20 protein-coding genes and 1 tRNA gene are annotated in these 17735 nt (G+C 60.6%); 7 read left to right on the top strand and 14 right to left on the bottom strand.

Features of this window, described 5'->3' with window-relative positions:
• Position 1: 1 nt before the first annotated feature.
• Positions 2-364, top strand: coding sequence for a transcriptional regulator (locus AU074_RS12315; RefSeq protein WP_076014955.1), 363 nt, complete (start codon positions 2-4; stop codon positions 362-364).
• On the opposite strand, the gene sctU is transcribed toward AU074_RS12315, so the two are convergent.
• The 11 genes from sctU to sctW are packed head-to-tail and all read right to left on the bottom strand — an operon-like array spanning position 361 to position 10494.
• Complete coding sequence (gene sctU / locus AU074_RS12310; RefSeq protein WP_076014954.1) at positions 361-1458, bottom strand: type III secretion system export apparatus subunit SctU; 1098 nt, start codon at positions 1456-1458, stop codon at positions 361-363. The two genes, AU074_RS12315 and sctU, sit on opposite strands and share 4 nt — an antisense overlap.
• Complete coding sequence (gene sctT, locus AU074_RS12305; RefSeq protein ID WP_076014953.1) at positions 1455-2243, bottom strand: type III secretion system export apparatus subunit SctT; 789 nt, start codon at positions 2241-2243, stop codon at positions 1455-1457. The genes sctU and sctT overlap by 4 nt, the downstream gene beginning before the upstream one ends.
• 10 nt (positions 2244-2253) lie before the next feature.
• Positions 2254-2517, bottom strand: coding sequence for a type III secretion system export apparatus subunit SctS (gene sctS / locus AU074_RS12300; protein ID WP_010177045.1), 264 nt, complete (start codon positions 2515-2517; stop codon positions 2254-2256).
• A gap of 7 nt (positions 2518-2524) precedes the next feature.
• On the bottom strand, positions 2525-3178 hold the full coding sequence (gene sctR, locus AU074_RS12295) for a type III secretion system export apparatus subunit SctR (protein WP_076014952.1): 654 nt from the start codon (positions 3176-3178) through the stop codon (positions 2525-2527).
• Positions 3175-4188 carry a FliM/FliN family flagellar motor switch protein gene (locus AU074_RS12290; protein WP_076014951.1) on the bottom strand — a complete coding sequence of 338 codons (1014 nt, stop codon included), beginning with the start codon at positions 4186-4188 and terminating at the stop codon, positions 3175-3177. The genes sctR and AU074_RS12290 overlap by 4 nt, the downstream gene beginning before the upstream one ends.
• The gene (locus AU074_RS34155; protein WP_076014950.1) at positions 4185-4643 is read right to left on the bottom strand and encodes a type III secretion system HrpP C-terminal domain-containing protein; all 459 of its coding nucleotides are present in this window, start codon (positions 4641-4643) and stop codon (positions 4185-4187) included. Before AU074_RS34155 ends, AU074_RS12290 begins: the two co-directional genes overlap by 4 nt.
• Entirely contained in the window at positions 4615-5055 is a 441-nt protein-coding gene (locus AU074_RS12280) for a YscO family type III secretion system apparatus protein (protein WP_076014949.1), read from the bottom strand. Before AU074_RS12280 ends, AU074_RS34155 begins: the two co-directional genes overlap by 29 nt.
• Positions 5042-6400 (bottom strand): FliI/YscN family ATPase, encoded by a 1359-nt coding sequence (locus AU074_RS12275; protein WP_076014948.1) that lies wholly within the window; start codon positions 6398-6400, stop codon positions 5042-5044. Before AU074_RS12275 ends, AU074_RS12280 begins: the two co-directional genes overlap by 14 nt.
• Complete coding sequence (locus tag AU074_RS12270) at positions 6397-7296, bottom strand: FHA domain-containing protein (protein WP_173860376.1); 900 nt, start codon at positions 7294-7296, stop codon at positions 6397-6399. The genes AU074_RS12275 and AU074_RS12270 overlap by 4 nt, the downstream gene beginning before the upstream one ends.
• 10 nt (positions 7297-7306) lie before the next feature.
• A complete protein-coding gene (sctV, locus tag AU074_RS12265) occupies positions 7307-9403 on the bottom strand; it encodes a type III secretion system export apparatus subunit SctV (protein ID WP_076014946.1) in 2097 nt (698 codons plus the stop codon).
• Positions 9400-10494, bottom strand: coding sequence for a type III secretion system gatekeeper subunit SctW (gene sctW / locus AU074_RS12260; RefSeq protein WP_076014945.1), 1095 nt, complete (start codon positions 10492-10494; stop codon positions 9400-9402). The genes sctV and sctW overlap by 4 nt, the downstream gene beginning before the upstream one ends.
• A 264-nt stretch (positions 10495-10758) precedes the next feature.
• Here sctW and AU074_RS12255 point away from each other — a divergent pair, with 264 nt between their 5' ends.
• Complete coding sequence (locus tag AU074_RS12255; protein WP_076014944.1) at positions 10759-11310, top strand: RNA polymerase sigma factor; 552 nt, start codon at positions 10759-10761, stop codon at positions 11308-11310.
• Positions 11311-11418: 108 nt separating this feature from the next.
• Here AU074_RS12255 and AU074_RS12250 read toward each other — a convergent pair whose 3' ends face one another.
• Positions 11419-12636: an MFS transporter gene (locus AU074_RS12250; protein WP_008430708.1), complete on the bottom strand. Its 1218-nt coding sequence runs from the start codon at positions 12634-12636 to the stop codon at positions 11419-11421.
• A gap of 426 nt (positions 12637-13062) precedes the next feature.
• Here AU074_RS12250 and AU074_RS12245 point away from each other — a divergent pair, with 426 nt between their 5' ends.
• Both AU074_RS12245 and AU074_RS12240 read left to right on the top strand, forming a co-directional pair.
• Positions 13063-13383 (top strand): DUF6124 family protein, encoded by a 321-nt coding sequence (locus AU074_RS12245; RefSeq protein ID WP_063033154.1) that lies wholly within the window; start codon positions 13063-13065, stop codon positions 13381-13383.
• A 269-nt stretch (positions 13384-13652) separates the two neighbouring features.
• Positions 13653-13729: transfer RNA gene (locus tag AU074_RS12240), tRNA-Met, on the top strand.
• Between the two features lie 81 nt (positions 13730-13810).
• On the opposite strand, the gene AU074_RS12235 is transcribed toward AU074_RS12240, so the two are convergent.
• Positions 13811-14851, bottom strand: a complete 1041-nt coding sequence (locus AU074_RS12235) for a DMT family transporter (RefSeq protein ID WP_076014943.1) — start codon at positions 14849-14851, stop codon at positions 13811-13813.
• 145 nt (positions 14852-14996) lie between these two features.
• Here AU074_RS12235 and rimJ point away from each other — a divergent pair, with 145 nt between their 5' ends.
• Positions 14997-15551 carry a ribosomal protein S5-alanine N-acetyltransferase gene (gene rimJ, locus AU074_RS12230; RefSeq protein ID WP_076014942.1) on the top strand — a complete coding sequence of 185 codons (555 nt, stop codon included), beginning with the start codon at positions 14997-14999 and terminating at the stop codon, positions 15549-15551.
• On the opposite strand, the gene AU074_RS12225 is transcribed toward rimJ, so the two are convergent.
• On the bottom strand, positions 15548-15952 hold the full coding sequence (locus tag AU074_RS12225; RefSeq protein WP_083676674.1) for a hypothetical protein: 405 nt from the start codon (positions 15950-15952) through the stop codon (positions 15548-15550). The two genes, rimJ and AU074_RS12225, sit on opposite strands and share 4 nt — an antisense overlap.
• Before the next feature lie 308 nt (positions 15953-16260).
• Between AU074_RS12225 and AU074_RS12220 the strand changes: the two genes are divergently transcribed.
• The gene (locus AU074_RS12220) at positions 16261-16776 is read left to right on the top strand and encodes a sigma-70 family RNA polymerase sigma factor (protein ID WP_076014941.1); all 516 of its coding nucleotides are present in this window, start codon (positions 16261-16263) and stop codon (positions 16774-16776) included.
• Complete coding sequence (locus AU074_RS12215) at positions 16773-17717, top strand: FecR domain-containing protein (protein WP_076014940.1); 945 nt, start codon at positions 16773-16775, stop codon at positions 17715-17717. The genes AU074_RS12220 and AU074_RS12215 overlap by 4 nt, the downstream gene beginning before the upstream one ends.
• Positions 17718-17735: the final 18 nt, after the last annotated feature.

Below are 17735 nucleotides of genomic sequence, written 5' to 3'. Positions count from 1 at the left end.
CATGGGATTACCCGACGATGATCAACATCGCCAGGTTTTCCTGGACCAGCTGGTGAGCGGCAATGACGCTCACCTGCCCCTGTCTCCAGGTATTACCCTGCTCCCCATCAAGGCCGGTACCCAGCGGGGCCTGGCCTTGCAGATAACACCCGAGACTTTACAGGCCAGGCAGTTGCAACACGTGCTTGAACGGCGCTTTGAACATGCGCAGGCGTTCGACGGGTGCTTTGTCTACCTTGATGCCAAGGGTGCGCTGGTAATCTGGCACGCGTTGCCGGTGGGCGACGCTGCGCTCAGTGACATCGTCAGCCGAATACTGTCCCTGGCCAGGCTCGAAGCGCTGGATGTACGCCGCACGCGTTAACGCTGTTCCAGCTCCGGCAAATGCAGGGTGTCGCGCTTGGCCTCATCATCCAGCTCACGCAGCGTACGGTAGATGAGGGCCACCGCCTGCAGTGTCTCCCGTGGAATGGGCGCCCCCAGTTTCTTCTCATAGAGCGTACGCGCCAGCCATACGCACTGGATCACCGGTACATCGGCCGCCTTGGCGCGGTCGATCAGTTTGCGGGCCTCGGCATCCGTACCCTTGTCTACCAACATTGGCAGCGGGGTTTTCCCGGGGCGGTAGTAGAGCGCGACGGCAAAATGCGTCGGGTTGACCACCAGCATGTCGGACTCTTCAAGCTTGGGCAGCTTGACCTTCGGCTCTTCCTGGGCCAGTTGATACGCCAGCTGACGCCGCTGACCCTTGACGTGGGGGTCGCCTTCCATGTCCTTGTATTCTTTCATCACCTCCACCTGGGTCATGCGCATGCGCTTGGCGAAGAAGTGCTTCTGCATCGCCATGTCGATCAGCGCCAGCACCAGCAACAATCCAAGGCAGGCATGCAGCAAGTGCCGGAACAAGGTGATCAGTGCCAGGATGTAGCTTTGCAAATCGCTGGTGGCCAGGTTGATCAACGCCGCCAACGATGGCTCGATTACCACGTACAACACCAGGGTCAGCAGCAGCGCCTTAGCCAGCCCCATCAACAGGTTCATCACCGACTGGGCGGAGAACATCTGCTTGAGTTGGCTGAGCGGGTTAAGGCGACTGAAGTTCGGTGCCAAGTTATCCGGCGCGAACAGGAAGCCGAACTGCAACCAGCCGCTGATCAGCTTCACGGCAATCGCCACCCCGGCCATCAACAGGGCGAACGAGAAAAACATCAGCAGGCCTTCCATCAGCACTTCTTCCAGGGCCCGCACGAAGGGCCGGCCGATGCCCGACATCGCCAGCATGATCAATTGCTGGAGGCGCTGCATGCTGGTTTCAGCGGTGAGCAAGGCGATTTCACTCAAGGCGGTCAGCACCAATAACTTGCCGACATCCTGGCTCTGCGCGACCTGGCCTTTCTTGCGCTGGTCCTTGAGCTTCTTGGGGGTGGCGGCGTGTTTTTTCTCCCCCGAATCACTCATGGTGCAACCCCCTGAAACATCAGGCCGATGGAATGTTTAAGGTCTGCCAGCTGCGCCATACGGGTGACGATCAAATCCTGCAGCAATGGAAAATACAGCAGCAGAATCCCAAGCCCGGCGAGGCTCTTGACCGGCGTTGCCAAGGTGGAAACCTGCAGCTGCGGGCTGTACAAGCCCAGCACCGCGAAGCCGAATTCGAGAAACAGCAGCACCGCAATGAACGGCGCGGCGTACAGCATCATGTGGGTAAAGGTGTCGCCGAGCACGCCGAGGAAAACGCTGAAGCCATTGATAGCCGGCAGCGGCAGCCAGGCGGTTGCCGGCCAGATCAGGTAGCTGTCCCAGATCACTTGGGTCAACACGCTCAGCCCCAGCATGACGATCAGTAGATATATCACCAACTGTTTGAACAGGTGCCCGATGGGGGTGGCATCCGGCCCCAGCGACGGGTTGAGTTGGCCACCCGCCAAGGCGCCGCGCTGGTTATCCAGCAGCGCGCCCACCGACTCGAACATGCAGAACGGCATGGCCAGCAAGACACCCAGCAAAATACCCAGGGCCGCTTCCTTGAGTAGCAGCGCGCAGATCATCAGCGCGGAGTAGTCCTGGCCACTCATGACGGCATGAATACCGGGCGCCGGAATCAACGCCATGACCATCACAATCACGTGCCGGGGCAGGCCGCGGATATGTTGAAAACTGAACGCCGGCACCAGGAACGCACAGGGATAAATGCGCGCCATGGCCACCAGCAGGCTTGGCAAATATTCAAGATAAAGCAGCACGCGCAGTCCCTCAGTTCAATGCCGAACGGGCGATCATGTCGAACATCAGGTTGATCAGTTGGATCAACTCCAGGCCGATCCAGCGACCGGTCAACACCAGGGTAATGCCCACCGCCACCAGCTTGATGCCGAAGGGCAGCGTCTGGTCCTGGATCTGCATCAGGGCCTGCACCAGTGACGTCAGCACGCCGACAATCACCGCTACGATCAACGGCGGTGCCGACAGCACCACCACCAGCAGCATGCCCTGCTTGAACAGCACGATCGGTTCCATAGGTCACTCAGAGGTAAGAAAGGAACAGGCTGTCGAGCAATCGCGACCACCCGGAAACCATGACGAACAACAGCAGTTTGAGCGGCAGGGAAATGGTCATGGGCGAAACCATTTGCATCCCCAGGGCCAACAGCAGATTGGAGACAATCAGGTCGATGACGATGAACGGAATATAGATCAGGAAGCCGATCTCGAACCCCGCCTGCAACTGGGAAAGCACAAACGCCGGGATCAACAGGATCAGGTCTTCGCGTTGAGTGCTTTGTGCCATTTCAGGCGGCCACATGCGTGCGCTGTTTTCCAGCAGGTGAGTCAACACATCCGGATCGGTGTTGCGCAGCATGAATGCGCGCAACGGCGCGATGGCCTCAACCCCTGTGTCCATAAGCGTCTGCACATTGCTCGTGTCCACAGGGGAGGCTTTCACGTTCTGAGCAATTTCATACCCCACGGGCGCCATGATAAACAACGTCGCGGCCAGTGCTATACCGTTGATAGCCATGCTCGGTGGCACCTGCTGCACGCCAATGGCGTTGCGGGTAATCATCAGCACGATGACGATCTTCAAGAAGGCCGTGCAGATGATCAATAGCATCGGCATCAACGACAGCGCACCGAAAAAAACCGCGAGAATCAGGGGGTCAATCCCTTGGAACATCATCGGGCAAAAACCACGCGAGACAACTGCAACCCCAGGCGCCCGTCCACTTCCACCAACTGCCCCTGGCCAATCGGCCGATCGCCGTAATAGAGCCCCGCCATGCCGGGGGCGTAACCGGAGATGCCCAATACCGCGCCGGGGGCCAAGTTGCGCAGTTCGCCGAGGGTCAGGCTGAGGGTGCCACAGCGCACATTCAGAGCCATGCTCAACTCGTCGAAGGGCTCATGGCCGAAGACGTCCACCACGGGCTGATCATCCGCATGTCCAGGGTATTGTTGTGTTGCAAAATCCTCGTCCACGGACGTTTCCTCAATCGAAATAAGCGTCAGGCACAACGGCCCGGATTCATCATCAATACGGCCGTGCAGCCGGTGCCTGCCAACGTGCAGGAGGCCGTTTCCCTGAGGGTCGAACGTGGGTTGTTCAAGCATCACCACATCACCGGCACGCAGGTGGCGCACCTGGAGAATCGGCAGCCGCAGGCACCCCAGCGTCACCGCAAGCGCCAGTTGAAACGACGCGGGCAGCGGCGCAGCTATGGGCCGCCAGGGGCCGGCGTCGCACAGCGCCAGCAAGGTCTCGGGCGCCAGCCACAGGTAACCCACCACGCGGGACGCACCCAGCGTCACCGTCAACCGGCAGCCGAACGTCAACTTCCTGGGGACAGGCAACAACCGCAGGTAACCGAACAGCGCTCGCACCTCGGGACTCAGGTGGTGCTGGAACAATTCCCAGAACCAGGAATCCGGGTCGTTGCCGGCCTCTGCCAGTGTCACCGGGCACTCCCCCAGCAGGCTGAACAGCGGCCCGGGCTCGGCGAACGCCAGCACCCCGCTGGTACTCTCGAAACACAGCGGTTTGCCCCCCACGGGCGCACGACCGGGCACCATCAGCAACTCACCGTGCTGCCCAGAGACCTGAAATGACATGCGCATGCCACGCCCTAATCTGCGCCGCGCCGCCACTGTGTTTGCGTTGACCACGGGCACGCTCAAAACCGGCATGATCATGCCGGGGCCATGTGTGCCAGGTGCACGTGCACTGGTTGGGCCAGCGCTCCGGCCAAGCCGTCCTCAAGGCGTTGCCGCACGCCTGGCAGCCAACGTGCGGTGTGCGTTTCCTCAGCCGTCAGCTCAACGTTCCAGGCGCCTTGTTCGCGGCGCACGCTCGCGGTGATCCGCCCCAGGCGCGGCAGGTACAACATCGCTTGCAACGGCCACTGCGCAGCGGCCTGTATCCGGGGCGCCAATTGCTCAGTCATCGCCTCGATCATCAGCGCCTCGGTTGGCGCTGTCAGTGCCGTGCGGGAGGAACCATAGCCGCCCCCCTCACGGTCGCGGGTAAACAGTTGGGTAAATAACAGCCTCTGCTCCACGGGCACGAACGCCCCCGTACCGGGCTCACGTTCATCCCGAGGCTCGCGCGGACGCGGACGCTCAGGTTTGTTCACTGGAACTTGCGTCATCGTTCTCTTCCTGCACCAACAAAAGGGATAGCTCCTGGAGTTTTTCAACCTCGCGCAAACACTGGGTAACGTGCCGCTGTGCGCTGTCGATATGGGTCAACTGCTCCTCACGCTGGCCGTGCAATGCATGCAACTGCCCTTCCTCGCGCCGGGTCTCGGCCGAGAACGTGCGCTCTTGGGTATTCCAGGACTTGAGGTCGCGAAACGAGATCACTTGCCCTTGATGCTTGCCCAACAGCTCTGCGGTTTTGCGCGCCTCCTCCTGGCGGGTGTGTTCAAGCGCTTCCTGTGCCTGCTGGATCTGCAACAGCAGCGCTTGCTGAAGCCGCTTGGCCGCCCGCAACGTGCGCTCGGCGCGATCAGCCCGATGCTTGCGCAGGCGCCGCAGGGTGTCTATTTCAGAAAGGGACATCGCAGGTCAGCTCCATCAGCAGATCAAGGGTGGCTTGCATCGGCGCCGGCTCACGCAAGTCCTGGCGCAGGAAACCATCGACTGCCTGGCGGCTGTTCACCGCCAGGTCTGTCAGGGCATCGCTGCCAGGCTGGTATTCGCCCAGCTTGAGCATCAGCTCGATCTGCTGGTAGGCCGACAACAAACGCCGCAATGCGGTGCCGGCCTTGATGTGCACGGGCTCAGCCACGTTGCTTAAAATTCGGGAAAGGCTGGCCAACACGTCCACCGCCGGGTAGTGGCCGCGCTCGGCCAGCTTGCGGGACAACACGATATGGCCATCGAGCAGCGAGCGGACTTCATCGGCCACCGGGTCGTTCATCGAGTCCTGCTCGATCAGCACGGTGTAGATCGCGGTGATCACCCCGTCGCGGGTCAACCCGGCGCGCTCCACCAAGCGCGGCATCAGGCTGTACACCGACGGCGGCAGGCCGCCACGGCCCAGTGGCTCACCGGCGGCCAGGCCGATCTCGCGCTGGGCCCGGGCGAACCGGGTCAGGGAGTCAATCAGCAGCAACACACGTTTGCCCTTGCGTCGAAACCCTTCGGCCAATGCGGTCGCCGTGAAGGCGGCGCGCGCCCGTTCCATGCTGGAGCGATCAGAGGTCGCACACACCAGCACCGCCTTGGCTCGTAGCTGATCGTCCAACTCATGGTCGAGAAACTCGCGCAGTTCGCGGCCGCGCTCTCCGATCAGGCCGAACACAATCACATCGCACTCCACGTTCCGGGCGATCTCGGCCAACAAGGTGGTCTTGCCACAGCCCGCTCCGGCGAACAGGCCGACACGCTGACCTTCCCCCAGCGTCACCAACCCATCGATCGAGCGCACCCCGGTGGATAGCGCCCGGTTGATCCGCGGCCGCTCGGTGGGCAAGGGTGCCTCGCACAACACAGGGCTCGCATCCTCCGCGTCATCCTCGACAAAGGCGCTCGGCCCTTCGCCCGCAATCGACCGGCCAAAGCCATCCAGTACCTGCCCCAAAAGATCGTCCCCGACCCGCACCCGATGCGGCACCCCAAGGCGCTGCACGCTGGCGCCCACCCGCACGCCTTCCAGGTTGCCCAGGGCACTGAGCACGGCATCCTGCTGATCGAACCCGATAATCTCGGCGAGCATGTAATCGCCCACGGTTTTTTCGACCTGGCACAAATCGCCGATGCGCGCCTGAGGCAGCCGGCATTGCAGCAACATGCCGTTGACCCGCTGGATACGACCGCGCACCGCCACCGGCGCAAAGCTGGCCAGCGCACTCGACTGGCGCTGCTGCCAAGCCTCAAGACGGGCCTGTATCTGCTCACTCACCAGCGCACCTCGAACCGTTGCTTGCCATCGAATACCACTTTGGTGTTGTCGATCAGCACCAGCCGCAGACCCTCCACCTCGTCACCGACGAACAGCCGGTTGCCCTGCTCCAGAACCACATGCCCATGAGGCCCGCCGACGATCTGCAAAATCTTGAAGGGCAGTTCACTGTTGCGTTCGCTGACACGGCTGAGCACCGGGACCGAGGTTTCGAACTGCTCGCCAAAACGGCTGAGCATGCGCGACACCAACTCCACGTCATCCCGGGAAACATCGCCGTTGAGGCTGACCTGGCCATTGATCACGTGCAGGCTCACGCGATGGCCCAACTCCCGCTCGCCGAGCATCTTGAGCAACTGCTGACGCACCTCGTAGGGCGAGCCCAACTCGGGCTTGCGGACCTCTGGTGGCATCAGCGATGCCTGTGCCTGGCGTTCACCATTGGTAGCCATACCGATCGCCGTGATGATGACCGCCCCCACCACCACCAGGCTGATCAAACGCTTCTGCTGCGACCTCGAGATCGAGGACAACGTCAGCGTCGGCGGCGTCTCACTGACGGATGCCGGCTCCGTCGCCGTAACGACAGGCGCCTTGGGCCAGGGCTGATCGGCCCGGGTGACGCAGAGCCGAATCTGGCCAATCGAAAAAGGCACGTTGAGTGGCAAGTCACTGATCTGAGCGACGAGTTGACCCTCGGCGTTCTGCACCAGCCCTTGCTCGGCCTGCAGCAACCATTGCCCGCCGGCAAGGCGCAACCACACGTGCCACTCGGCAATGCCCGGGTCGAACAGTGAAAGGTCCGCATCAGGATCGGCACCAATACTCCACTGCTCGCCAAACAGCGGCAACGCCGCCCCCTGGTGCTGGCCATCCAGCACGCGCAACTCAAACATCATCAAGCCCTCATGCCACTGCGCCGTGCAACAGATCATCCTGACCCAGGTCAAAACGCCCCAGCACCTTCACCTTCGAGGAGCTGCCCAACTCGGCAAACGACAGCACCGGCACATGGTTGAATTCTTCCAGCAGCAAGGTACGCAAAGGGCTGCGCAAATCCTGCGCGACCAACAGCACGCTCTTGCTCTTGGCCCGCACGGTAAAGGCTTGTTTGAGCAGGCTTACCAGCACCGCGCTGCTGTCGTTGTCGAGGGAAAAGAACACCCCCGTTTGAGTCTGGCGCAATGCATCGCGCAGCACGTTTTCGGTGTGGGGCGACAACAGCCAGGCATGCAGGCCATCGGCTTCGCTGTACTGATGGAAAATCTGCGACTTGAGGGCGATGCGCGCGTAGTCGGCCAAGGCGTCCGGCTCACGTTCATGCTGGCCGTACTCGATCAAGGCCTCGACGATCAGACGCACGGCACGCAGCGGAACACCCTCGCTGGCCAGGCGCTGCAACACCGCCGAGAAACGTGAAAGCGGCATGATGCGTTGCAGTTCCTGCACCAGTTCCGGCTGGTTGAATTCGAGCCAACTGAGGATCGACTTGCTCTCCTGAATCCCGAGGAACTGCGGCCCGCTCAGCAGCATCGCGCGGGTCATGCGCTCGATGATCAAGCTCTCTGCGGTGAAGCGCTCCAATTGCTCATCGTCAAGCAATGGATCATCGGGCGCCAACCACACCCATTCCTGTTCGTCGCGCTCAGGCAGTCCCTTGGCGCCGTCTTCGGGCTCAGCGGCCAGGGTGTCACGGACCACCGCCATGCGATTGCCAAGAGTGGCCTTGATCATCGGCACTTCATGCACGCAAAAGCGGAACTCATCGTCGGCCAGTGCCGGTGCGAACTCGACTTCAAACGGCGGCAGCGTCAGGCCGATTTGCGTGACCAGGCCATTGCGCGCCTGGCGAATGCCATGGGTGACCTGCGCCACCTGCGCACTGCCGTGCAAAGCTGCGGGGTACTGCAACAGGTAAGGCCGCGACGGATCAAAGCCGCGCAAGTCTTCTTCACCATTGTCTTGCGGGGCGACCGTATCGGCATTCGTTTGCTCCGGCTGCTCTAGCCGCTGGCGCTTGCGTACCAGGTAATAACCCAGGGAACCGGTGATCAATGAAATGAGGATGAATACCATCGTCGGCATCCCGGGAAGCGCCGCAAACGCGAGCATCCCGACCGAGGCGATGATCCAGCTCTTGGGTTCGCTGGTCATTTGCCGGGCGATCTCGGCGCCCATGTTGTTGGCGCCCTTGTTACGCCCGGACGGCGCCACGCGGGTGATGATCATGCCGGCGGTCAAGGAAATCAGCAGCGCGGGAATCTGCGCAATCAGGCCATCACCGATGGTCAATACCGAGTACAGCGCCATGGAATCGCCGGCGCTCATGCCGTGCTGGAACATGCCGGTGGAGAAACCGCCCAGCAAGTTGATCACCACGATAATCAGCCCGGCAATCGCGTCGCCCTTGACGAATTTCATGGCCCCGTCCATGGCCCCGAACAGCTGGCTCTCGCGGGACAACTGCTCACGTTTGTCCCGGGCCTGCTCGCCATCGATCAGGCCGGCACGCAAATCACTGTCGATGGACATTTGCTTGCCGGGCATGGCGTCCAGGCTGAAGCGCGCCGCCACTTCAGCAACACGCTCCGAACCTTTGGTGATCACCAGAAAGTTGACGATGGTCAGGATCATGAAGATCACCAACCCCACCGCCAGGTTGCCGCCCACCACGAAATTGCCGAAGGCCTCGACGATATCGCCGGCGTCCTGCTCCAGCAGAATCAATCGCGTGGTGGCAATCGAGAGGGCCAGGCGAAACATCGTGGTCAGCAACAGGATCGACGGAAACGAGGAAAACGCCAGCGGCCCAGGCAGGTACAACGCCAGCACGATCAACAGGCACGAGATACAGATATTGAGGGCAATCAGGATGTCCACCAGCCAGGTGGGCAGCGGCACAATAAAGATAAACACAATGGCCATGATAACCACCGCGCCCAAGACTTCGGCACGTTGTGCAACCTTCAGCAGCACGCCATTGATGACCCGTAATGCGCTCATGCATCGGGGCCCTGCAAGGCCATACCATGCCGGGCGCCGCGCTCGGTGCGTGCGTACTCGTCCATCACCAGCAAAAAGCTGTTCAGGCACTCTTCACGGCCCCTGGTATCACGCCACACTGCCAGCGGCAGGCTCTTGAGAACGGGGTAAACGCTATTGAGTGAAATCACTTGATTGAGTACGTCGGCACCGCCCAATTCATTGGCCAGACGCTGGATCTCGGCAGCCGCAATCCCGGTGTTCGAGTAGGCCAGCAAGCGTTGGAGCAGCGCCACCGCGTCCCGTGTCACCGCGGGATAGGTGAGGGCCAGGCGCTCGATCAGGTCCCGGCAATTACATAAGATGCCACCCAGTTGGTCGCAGCCGCGCAACCCCACCAGCAGCGTGAGTAATTTTGCCGAAGCAATCGAAGGAGTCAGCGCCGCAATATCGTCGGCCAGGGCACGGCGCATCAGCTTCAGCCCCAGGCCAAATTCATCGCCACCGAACAACCCCAGCAGCGCCTGCAACATTGTTGCCAGAGATTGCCGGGTAACCACGCTGGCGTAATACACACCGCGCACCGCCTGCCGCAGTTGAGGGTCATCACTGCTGGCCTGCAGCGCCAATGCCGTATTCAGGCCCGCCTGGATCTGCGGCTTGAAGCGCATCTCCAGCTTCACCAGCGCCTCACGAGCCAGCTTCGCCTCGTTGCTGCGCACCTCGGCATCGGCCTGCGCGGCCACTTGCTGAAGCACCACGTAGGCCCGGGCCGGGTCATTGCCGGTGATCTCCAGAAACTTCTCGACGCTGGAGTTCACCAACAGTTGAACCCTGACATTCCGCGCGACGGTCGCCAGCGTTGCCTGAGCCGGATGCCCCAACTGTTCATAGAGTTGCGCCAGTTGCTCGACCGGCATAACACGCAGGCCTATCTGCCGCCGTCCGAGCGCACGGCTGTTGAGCTCGACCTCTTGGTTGAACAGCGAACCGAGGTCGTCGCCGATCGGCGCGGCGCTCGCCGTGGAGGGTGGCCGGTGATCAACCCTTGCAGGCGCAGGCTGATCCAGGCTCTGGGGCTTTTGCACATCAATATGGGGATCGACTTTCATGGGGAATGCCAGGACGGGGAGATTCGTGTCCTTGTGTGGCGGGCAAACCCGTTACGGTTCCAACTTATCGGCGATTGCGAGGCTTATGAAAAAACCGGCACAACCCTGCGAAGGTTTGTGCAAAACCTTGCGTAAAAAAGCATAAAAACAAGATATTTCGCTATATATATCAATAACTTATGAGTAATTAGTGCTTGGCACAGGCAGTGCTAAGGGGGTTCCCGTCGGAATTATTCCGATCGTGTCTACCCTGAGGAAAAAATCATGGATATCCCTATCGATGTTTTAGTTCACCTTACACCTGACCCGCACCGCTCCATCCAGAACCTGTCGGAAGACCACCACAAGAAACTCCGCCGCTTCATTCATAAACGCGTACTGAACCCGGAAGACGCAGACGATATTCTGCAACTGACGTACCTGGAGGCCTGGCGCAACCGGGACCGCTTCAGTGGCCAGGCCACCCTCAGCACCTGGATGTGCGGGATTGCCCAGAACCTGATCCGCAACCACTTCCGGCGCATGTATGCCAAACCGGTGCATTGCGAATTCGATGAGGCGCTGTGGCATGGGCAGGAAGAAAACAACAGCCTGGACTGGCAGTTCGAGATCAACCGCAAACTGGAAAAGACCCTGCGGGCGATCACGCACTTGCCGCCGGAAATGCGTAAAACGCTCTACGCCTCGCTGGAAACCGACGGCAGCTACCAAGACACCGCCGACGCCATGGACATCCCCATCGGCACCGTACGCTCACGTTTGTCCAGGGCGCGCGAACAGTTGAAGCGAGCCACGTACAACCCGCTACAACCGTAAATCAGGGCCTGGCGCAACGCCGACACCCTTTGCAGGAGCAATTGATTTACCCCGTTTGACGCAAGCGTTGGGCAGCAAGGATATCTGCCCGACTCGATTGACTCGACATCAGGCCTTTTTGGTACGCGGCAACAGAATTGCCAACACCCCGAACAGCGGCAGGAACGAGCACAGCGTGTACACGTATTCGATGCCGTGAATGTCAGCCAGGTGCCCGAGCAGCGCTGCACCAATCCCGCCAAAACCGAACATCAAACCGAAGAATACCCCGGCGATCATCCCCACATTGCCTGGCACCAATTCTTGCGCGTACACCACAATCGCCGAGAACGCCGAGGCCAGGATAAAGCCGATCACCACGCTCAGAATGCTGGTCCAGAACAGGTCCACATGGGGCAGCAGCAAGGTGAACGGCGCAACGCCGAGGATCGAAAACCAGATCACCGCCTTACGGCCGATCTTGTCGCCAATCGGCCCGCCAAAGAACGTACCCGCCGCCACCGCCCCCAGGAACAGGAACAGATGCAGCTGGGAACTGGCCACCGACAGGTCGAACTTCTCGATCAGGTAAAAGGTGAAGTAACTGGTGAAACTCGCCATGTAGAAGTACTTGGAAAACACCAGCAGGCCCAGCACTACCAATGCACTCAGCACCCGGCCTTTGGACAGGCCATGGGTGGCCGCCTGGCCTTGCTTGAGCTTGAACAGGTTCAAGTGGTGCGCGTACCAGCGGCTGATCGCATACAGCACAAACAACGCAAACACCGCGAACAGACCGAACCAGGCCACATTGCCCTGGCCGAACGGAATAATGATCGCCGCCGCCAGCAAAGGACCGAACGCCGAGCCTGCGTTACCGCCCACCTGGAAGGTCGACTGCGCCAGGCCATAACGCCCGCCGGAAGCCAAGCGCGCCACGCGGGACGCTTCCGGGTGGAAGGTCGACGACCCGATACCAATCAACCCCGCCGCCAGCAGGATCAACGGGAAGCTGCCCACCTGGGACATCATCAAAATGCCCACCAGCGTACAAATCATCCCGCAGGGCAACAGGTACGGCTTGGGATGGCGGTCGGTGTAATAACCCACCCACGGTTGCAGCAGGGAAGCGGTGAGCTGGAACGTCAGAGTGATCAGCCCGACCTGGGTGAACGTCAGGCCGTAATTGGCCTTGAGCATCGGGTAGATCGAAGGCAGTACCGACTGAATCAAGTCATTGATCAAATGCGCCAGCGCCACCGCGCCGATTACACGCATCACCAACGGGCTGGTTTGCCCGGCGGCAGGCGCCGTAGCCACGGAGGGCTGGGAATTGCTCAGAGCCATGGGAGGTTTTCCATACAGCAGATGGATGCACAGGTGCAGGTGCGACAATGTGCCACTTTTGGGTGCAGGAAGGCTATCCCGTTAGCAGGCTAACGAGTAGGTGAATCGATGCAGCGGTCATGGCTTGTAAAGGGCCAGCAAGATGAATCCCTTTAATTTGCGGGACGTTTCCTAGAGAATCTTTCGGCCTTGTGCCTGGGGGAGTCGGTGACTAGTCTTCGGTCCGTCGCTGGTTTTCAGTGATCGGGTTTAGTCGCCCGGACTTATATCAGGCGCATGCTTTCATGAGGTTTCATGGTGGCTGTGCGCAGGGCACCTTCGGGTGCGCCGGGTTTTCCTGATTAGCCGGTCGACTAACCTGCGTACAGCCGCCACCCTTCGTTTAGTCGCGAACGGTACGGCTCCCAGTTAATCAGGAGCTACACCATGTTCAAGATCGTTCCCGATCCACCCCGTGACCAAGCCAAAGACCGCGCCGCCTTCAACCGAGCGCTCGACCACTACTTGCCGACCGACCCGCCGCAACCGTCGACAAACTTCTACGCCATCAGCGACGAAATCAGCTTCGAAGACTCCCTGCTCTACACCGCCGACCTGCTGCACAGCGCCTCTGCCACCGCGCTCGACTGTGGCGAACAACTGCAAAGCCCCGAGCGTGCCAAAGTGCTTGCCGTGTGGCACCTGCTGGAAATGGCCAAAGCCATGGTCGACCGCTCGATAGAGTGCCTGCACCCGCGCAAAACCTGACGCACGAACGCCAGAACACCGCAGATCAAATGTGGGAGCGGGCTTGCTCGCGAAGGCGGTGGACCATCCAATACCTCTGCTGACTGACACACCGCATTCGCGAGCAAGCCCGCTCCCACCTTTTGATCTTCGCCGCCTTGGGACCTGCGCAAACCCCAACCGCTCGTCACCAAACCCGGTGTTTCCCGTTAAACAGTTGATAGCGTAGATAAATTTTCAAAAAAAGCGCTTGACGCATTCCCGTTCTCCGCGAATAATGCGCGCCACTTGGCTACATAGCTCAGTTGGTTAGAGCATAGCATTCATAATGCTGGGGTCCGGGGTTCAAGTCCCTGTGTAGCCACCAAGTACTAAAAACGGCTTACCGAAAGGTAGGCCGTTTTTTTATGCCTGAAGAAAAGTACACCCCCCTATTACCCTAGAAAAGTCAGTGTCTATGCCGATGGTGCACATCGGGAAAATGCGCATGACTGTGCTGGATCGGTGCGTGCTCATGCGCATGACTATGTGGCTCGGTACCGTCCCACTCAAAGCCATGCACATGCTGGTGGTGCTCGTCGTGTGTATGGCGATGGCCGTGTGTGAGGGGATCATGCTGATGCTCGTGGGCATGATGTTCCATCAAATGAATCCACACCCCGATGGCCATCAAGGCAGCAGCGAGCAAGAACATCAGCGAGACCGACTCGCCCAGGATCAGGATCGAGATGACCGCGCCAAGGAAGGGAGCCGTGGAAAAATAGGCCCCGGTACGCGCACTGCCAAGCCCGCGCAGAGCGAGCACAAACAACACCAGACTCACGCCATACCCAAGCAGCCCCACCACCATGATGGACCCCAGCGTGGCCAAGGCTGGCAGTTGCGACCCGATGGCCAACGCCAAACAGCAATTGACCACACCCGCCGCCAAGCCTTTGCTCCCGGCGATAAACAGCGCATCTGAGGCAGAGACCTTACGGGTCAGGTTGTTATCGATGGCCCAACAAAAACAGGCGAAAGCCACGGCCAGCGGCCCCGTCCAATCATGAGCCGTCGCCGTCCCTTGCGGCCACGACAAAACGAGCCCGCCCAAAACAATGGCGATCATGCCGATCACAATCCGGCGATCCGCGTTCTCTTTAAACACGACCCACGCCAGCACGGCCGTGAGCACTGACTCAAGATTGAGCATCAGCGATGCGGTGGCGCCCGCGGTACGGGTGAGGCCATACATGAGCGCCACAGGCGCCAGCACGCCCCCAAAGACAATGGCGCCCATCAACCAGGGCCACTCTCCGGCTGCAAGCCCGGGCCGTTTCCAGCCGTGGTCGCGGGCAAACCGAACGATGGCCAGGCCCAGGCCGCTGCCCAGATAGAGCAGCCCTGCCAACAGGATGGGCGGCGTATCCACCCCCAAGAGCTTGGCGAGCGGAGTGCTGGCGCCGAACAGCGCCGCCGCCGCCAACGCGTAGAGAACGCTCACATTCATAATCGGTCGCCCTGTCAGGCTTATTGGATAAGGACGAGCATCATAGCTATGCCCGGGTAAGAATTATGTGAACGCCAGCCTGGCTGGATTCTGTACGACTGAAGCGGCAGGATAGCCCGGCTGGCAAACCACAAGAAGGTGACGCATGACATTCCCCGCTACCGGCATCAGCACTGACCGCCTCTTACTGCTGGGCGCCCACCCTTCCCACGCTCGCGCCCTGCAAACGTACCTGCTGCAAAATCGCGATTTCCTGCAGCCTTGGGAGCCTTTGCGTGACGACGCCTTTTTTGAACTGGACGCCATCACCGAACGCCTCCACGCCATGGCCGACAAAACCGCCAGCGGCGAAGCGTTGCACCTGCTGATATTCAACCAGGACCAAATCATCGGCGCCTGCAACTTCAGCAACATCGTGCGCGGTGCGTTCCAGGCCTGCCACTTGGGTTACGCGCTCGCTGAATCCGCCCAAGGCCAAGGCTTGATGCACGAAGCGCTGACGGCGGCGATTACCCATGTGTTCGACGCCATGCAACTGCACCGCATCATGGCCAACTACCGCCCAGAGAATGAGCGAAGTGCGCACCTGCTGGCACGGCTTGGGTTTGAACGAGAGGGTGAAGCGCGGGAGTACCTTAGGATCAACGGGGCTTGGACGGACCATGTGTTAACTGCACTGATCAATCCGGCAAGCGACTAAATCCCTACCGGTAAAACCAGGTCCTTCTGCCCTTCCACCGTCACGTCATAAATCTTCTCGCTGCACACTGAGAACCCCTGTAAATCAAACTCCACCACATAGGTCTTGTTCGCTTTCGGCAGAAAGCTGCGCGACAGCGGCCCGCACTTTTCCAGGGTGTACGAGGTGCCGTGATCGCTGCGCCAGTTCGCAACGCCCTCCACCACGGTCAACTGATCCGCCGGCACCAGCATCTCCCGGAACGGCCGCGCACGATAAACTCCATGGGCCAGGCCCTTGTACAACCCTCGGGCAAACGCCGGCATTTGCTGCTCTTGGGCATCGTTATAAACAACCCCTACGCTACTCAATTTCCCTACGGGGCCGGCGCTGAAGCTCACCTGTGATTCCGTGCTGAGCATTCTGAAAATCACCTTCGCATGGTGATCGTCTGCCGTGAGTACAACCGGCTTGGGTTTGGCCGGTGGCGGGCCTTTATGAGAAGAACAACCCGCAACAAAAACAGCCACCAGGCACAACGGAATGACCCAAGCAAACGAACGATCCATAGATAAACTCAAGTCCTGTTAGATGCCGCGAAGGTTAAGCGGCGGGTAGCTTAATGCCACCACCTCGAAAAAGTCTCTCTCAACCGATCATGTGCCGTCTATTGCAGCCCGAAGTTTTAAACCACTAGAATGGGATTAATTCTCACTTACGACTCTCTCTCATGAAGCTGTCTTCGCCCACCGACGCTCCTACGCTCGATGCGCTGTACCGCGGCTACCACGGCTGGTTGTTGACCTGGTTGCGGCGTCGCGTGCATTGCTCCCATCAGGCGGCCGACGTGGCGCAAGACACTTTCGTACGCTTGCTGGCATCGGGCACTTACATCGCGCCGGGTGAGCCACGGGCTTATCTGGCCACCATCGCGCGCCGGTTGCTGATGGACAGTGGCCGCCGCCGACGCGTGGAGCAGGCCTACCGCGAAGAGCTCGAACGCTGCGCCGCCTACCTTGAGCAAGCCCCATCGCCGGAGCAGATCCTGCAAGCCGCGCAAATGCTTGAAGCGATCGATCGGGCCTTGGCGCGCATGAACAAGCGGATACGCGACACCTTCATCCTGCGCTACCTCGAAGGCCTGGACCAGGCGCAAATTGCCCTGCGCCTTGGGGTCTCGGTGCGCACGGTACAGAACGACCTGGTGGAAGCCTTGCTGGCGTGCGATGCGTGCGCCCAGCCATGAACCAGCCTCTGCCCCACGCTGTGCTTCGCCAGGCTGCCGAATGGCTGGTGCGGCTGGATCACGAAGGCAACGACGCCAGCGAACAGGCGTTTCGCGCCTGGCTGGCCGCCGACCCGCAGCACCCGCAAGCCATTGCCCGCCTTCAGGGCCACTTGCAGCCTCTTAAACAAGCCCCGGCCCGTGCCGCATTGCGCCGCGCCCGGCAGCCTCGCCACGCGGCAACGCTGGTCAAGTGTCTCGCCCTGGCCCTGCTGCTAGCGGGCGTGCCGGCGTACCAGTACGAGCAACGTGGCTATCTGTTCGCCGACCTGAGTACCGACCGTGGCGAATGGCATCAGACGCTGCTGGCCGACGGCAGTGACCTGGAACTGGAAGGCAACTCCGCCGTGAACCTGCACCTGGACGCTACCGAACGCCGCGTGCAACTGCTGCACGGCGAACTCCTGGTGGCGGTGGCCAAGGATGCCCAGCGGCCGTTTTATGTCGACACCCCGCAAGGCAGCATTCGCGCCCTGGGCACGCGCTTTATCGTCGAACTCAGCGACACAGCCACCGTGGTCAAGATGCTCGAATCTTCAACCCGCATCGACAGTGCCGGGCACACGATCACCCTCGCCCCCGGCCAGCAAGTGCGCCTGGATGCAAACGGGCCGGGCACGCCGAAAAGCGTCGACGTGCAGGCGCAGCAGCAAGCCTGGACGGCCCACCAGTTGCTGGCCAATGACGAGCCGCTGGCGGATGTGCTTGAGCGCCTGGCGCGGCATCGCCCAGGTGTGCTGATGTTTGATCGCAAGGCGCTGCAAGGCATTCGGGTGAGCGTGATGCTGCCGACGGACGACAGCGACCGCGCGTTGCGCCTGCTCACGCGCACCCTGCCGATTGAAGTCAGCACCTACACCCCGTGGCTTACCCGTGTGCGCTTGAAAGTACCGGCCGAATAATTTTTGCGCCTCGCTGCG

The organism is Pseudomonas sp. ATCC PTA-122608 (assembly GCF_001952855.1).
Classification (GTDB): domain Bacteria; phylum Pseudomonadota; class Gammaproteobacteria; order Pseudomonadales; family Pseudomonadaceae; genus Aquipseudomonas.
Note: the sequence above shows the minus strand (reverse complement) of the source record. Positions and strands in the feature narration are given on the sequence as shown.

What these genes read in the sequence shown, in the direction of transcription:
- AU074_RS12315 (WP_076014955.1), top strand. Translation starts at nt 2, where the DNA reads ATGGGATTACCCGACGATGATCAACATCGCCAGGTTTTCCTGGACCAG.
- sctU (WP_076014954.1), bottom strand. Translation starts at nt 1,458, where the DNA reads ATGAGTGATTCGGGGGAGAAAAAACACGCCGCCACCCCCAAGAAGCTC.
- sctS (WP_010177045.1), bottom strand. Translation starts at nt 2,517, where the DNA reads ATGGAACCGATCGTGCTGTTCAAGCAGGGCATGCTGCTGGTGGTGGTG.
- sctR (WP_076014952.1), bottom strand. Translation starts at nt 3,178, where the DNA reads ATGATGTTCCAAGGGATTGACCCCCTGATTCTCGCGGTTTTTTTCGGT.
- AU074_RS12290 (WP_076014951.1), bottom strand. Translation starts at nt 4,188, where the DNA reads ATGATCATGCCGGTTTTGAGCGTGCCCGTGGTCAACGCAAACACAGTG.
- AU074_RS34155 (WP_076014950.1), bottom strand. Translation starts at nt 4,643, where the DNA reads ATGACGCAAGTTCCAGTGAACAAACCTGAGCGTCCGCGTCCGCGCGAG.
- AU074_RS12280 (WP_076014949.1), bottom strand. Translation starts at nt 5,055, where the DNA reads ATGTCCCTTTCTGAAATAGACACCCTGCGGCGCCTGCGCAAGCATCGG.
- AU074_RS12270 (WP_173860376.1), bottom strand. Translation starts at nt 7,296, where the DNA reads ATGTTTGAGTTGCGCGTGCTGGATGGCCAGCACCAGGGGGCGGCGTTG.
- sctV (WP_076014946.1), bottom strand. Translation starts at nt 9,403, where the DNA reads ATGAGCGCATTACGGGTCATCAATGGCGTGCTGCTGAAGGTTGCACAA.
- sctW (WP_076014945.1), bottom strand. Translation starts at nt 10,494, where the DNA reads ATGAAAGTCGATCCCCATATTGATGTGCAAAAGCCCCAGAGCCTGGAT.
- AU074_RS12255 (WP_076014944.1), top strand. Translation starts at nt 10,759, where the DNA reads ATGGATATCCCTATCGATGTTTTAGTTCACCTTACACCTGACCCGCAC.
- AU074_RS12250 (WP_008430708.1), bottom strand. Translation starts at nt 12,636, where the DNA reads ATGGCTCTGAGCAATTCCCAGCCCTCCGTGGCTACGGCGCCTGCCGCC.
- AU074_RS12245 (WP_063033154.1), top strand. Translation starts at nt 13,063, where the DNA reads ATGTTCAAGATCGTTCCCGATCCACCCCGTGACCAAGCCAAAGACCGC.
- AU074_RS12235 (WP_076014943.1), bottom strand. Translation starts at nt 14,851, where the DNA reads ATGAATGTGAGCGTTCTCTACGCGTTGGCGGCGGCGGCGCTGTTCGGC.
- rimJ (WP_076014942.1), top strand. Translation starts at nt 14,997, where the DNA reads ATGACATTCCCCGCTACCGGCATCAGCACTGACCGCCTCTTACTGCTG.
- AU074_RS12225 (WP_083676674.1), bottom strand. Translation starts at nt 15,952, where the DNA reads ATGCTCAGCACGGAATCACAGGTGAGCTTCAGCGCCGGCCCCGTAGGG.
- AU074_RS12220 (WP_076014941.1), top strand. Translation starts at nt 16,261, where the DNA reads ATGAAGCTGTCTTCGCCCACCGACGCTCCTACGCTCGATGCGCTGTAC.
- AU074_RS12215 (WP_076014940.1), top strand. Translation starts at nt 16,773, where the DNA reads ATGAACCAGCCTCTGCCCCACGCTGTGCTTCGCCAGGCTGCCGAATGG.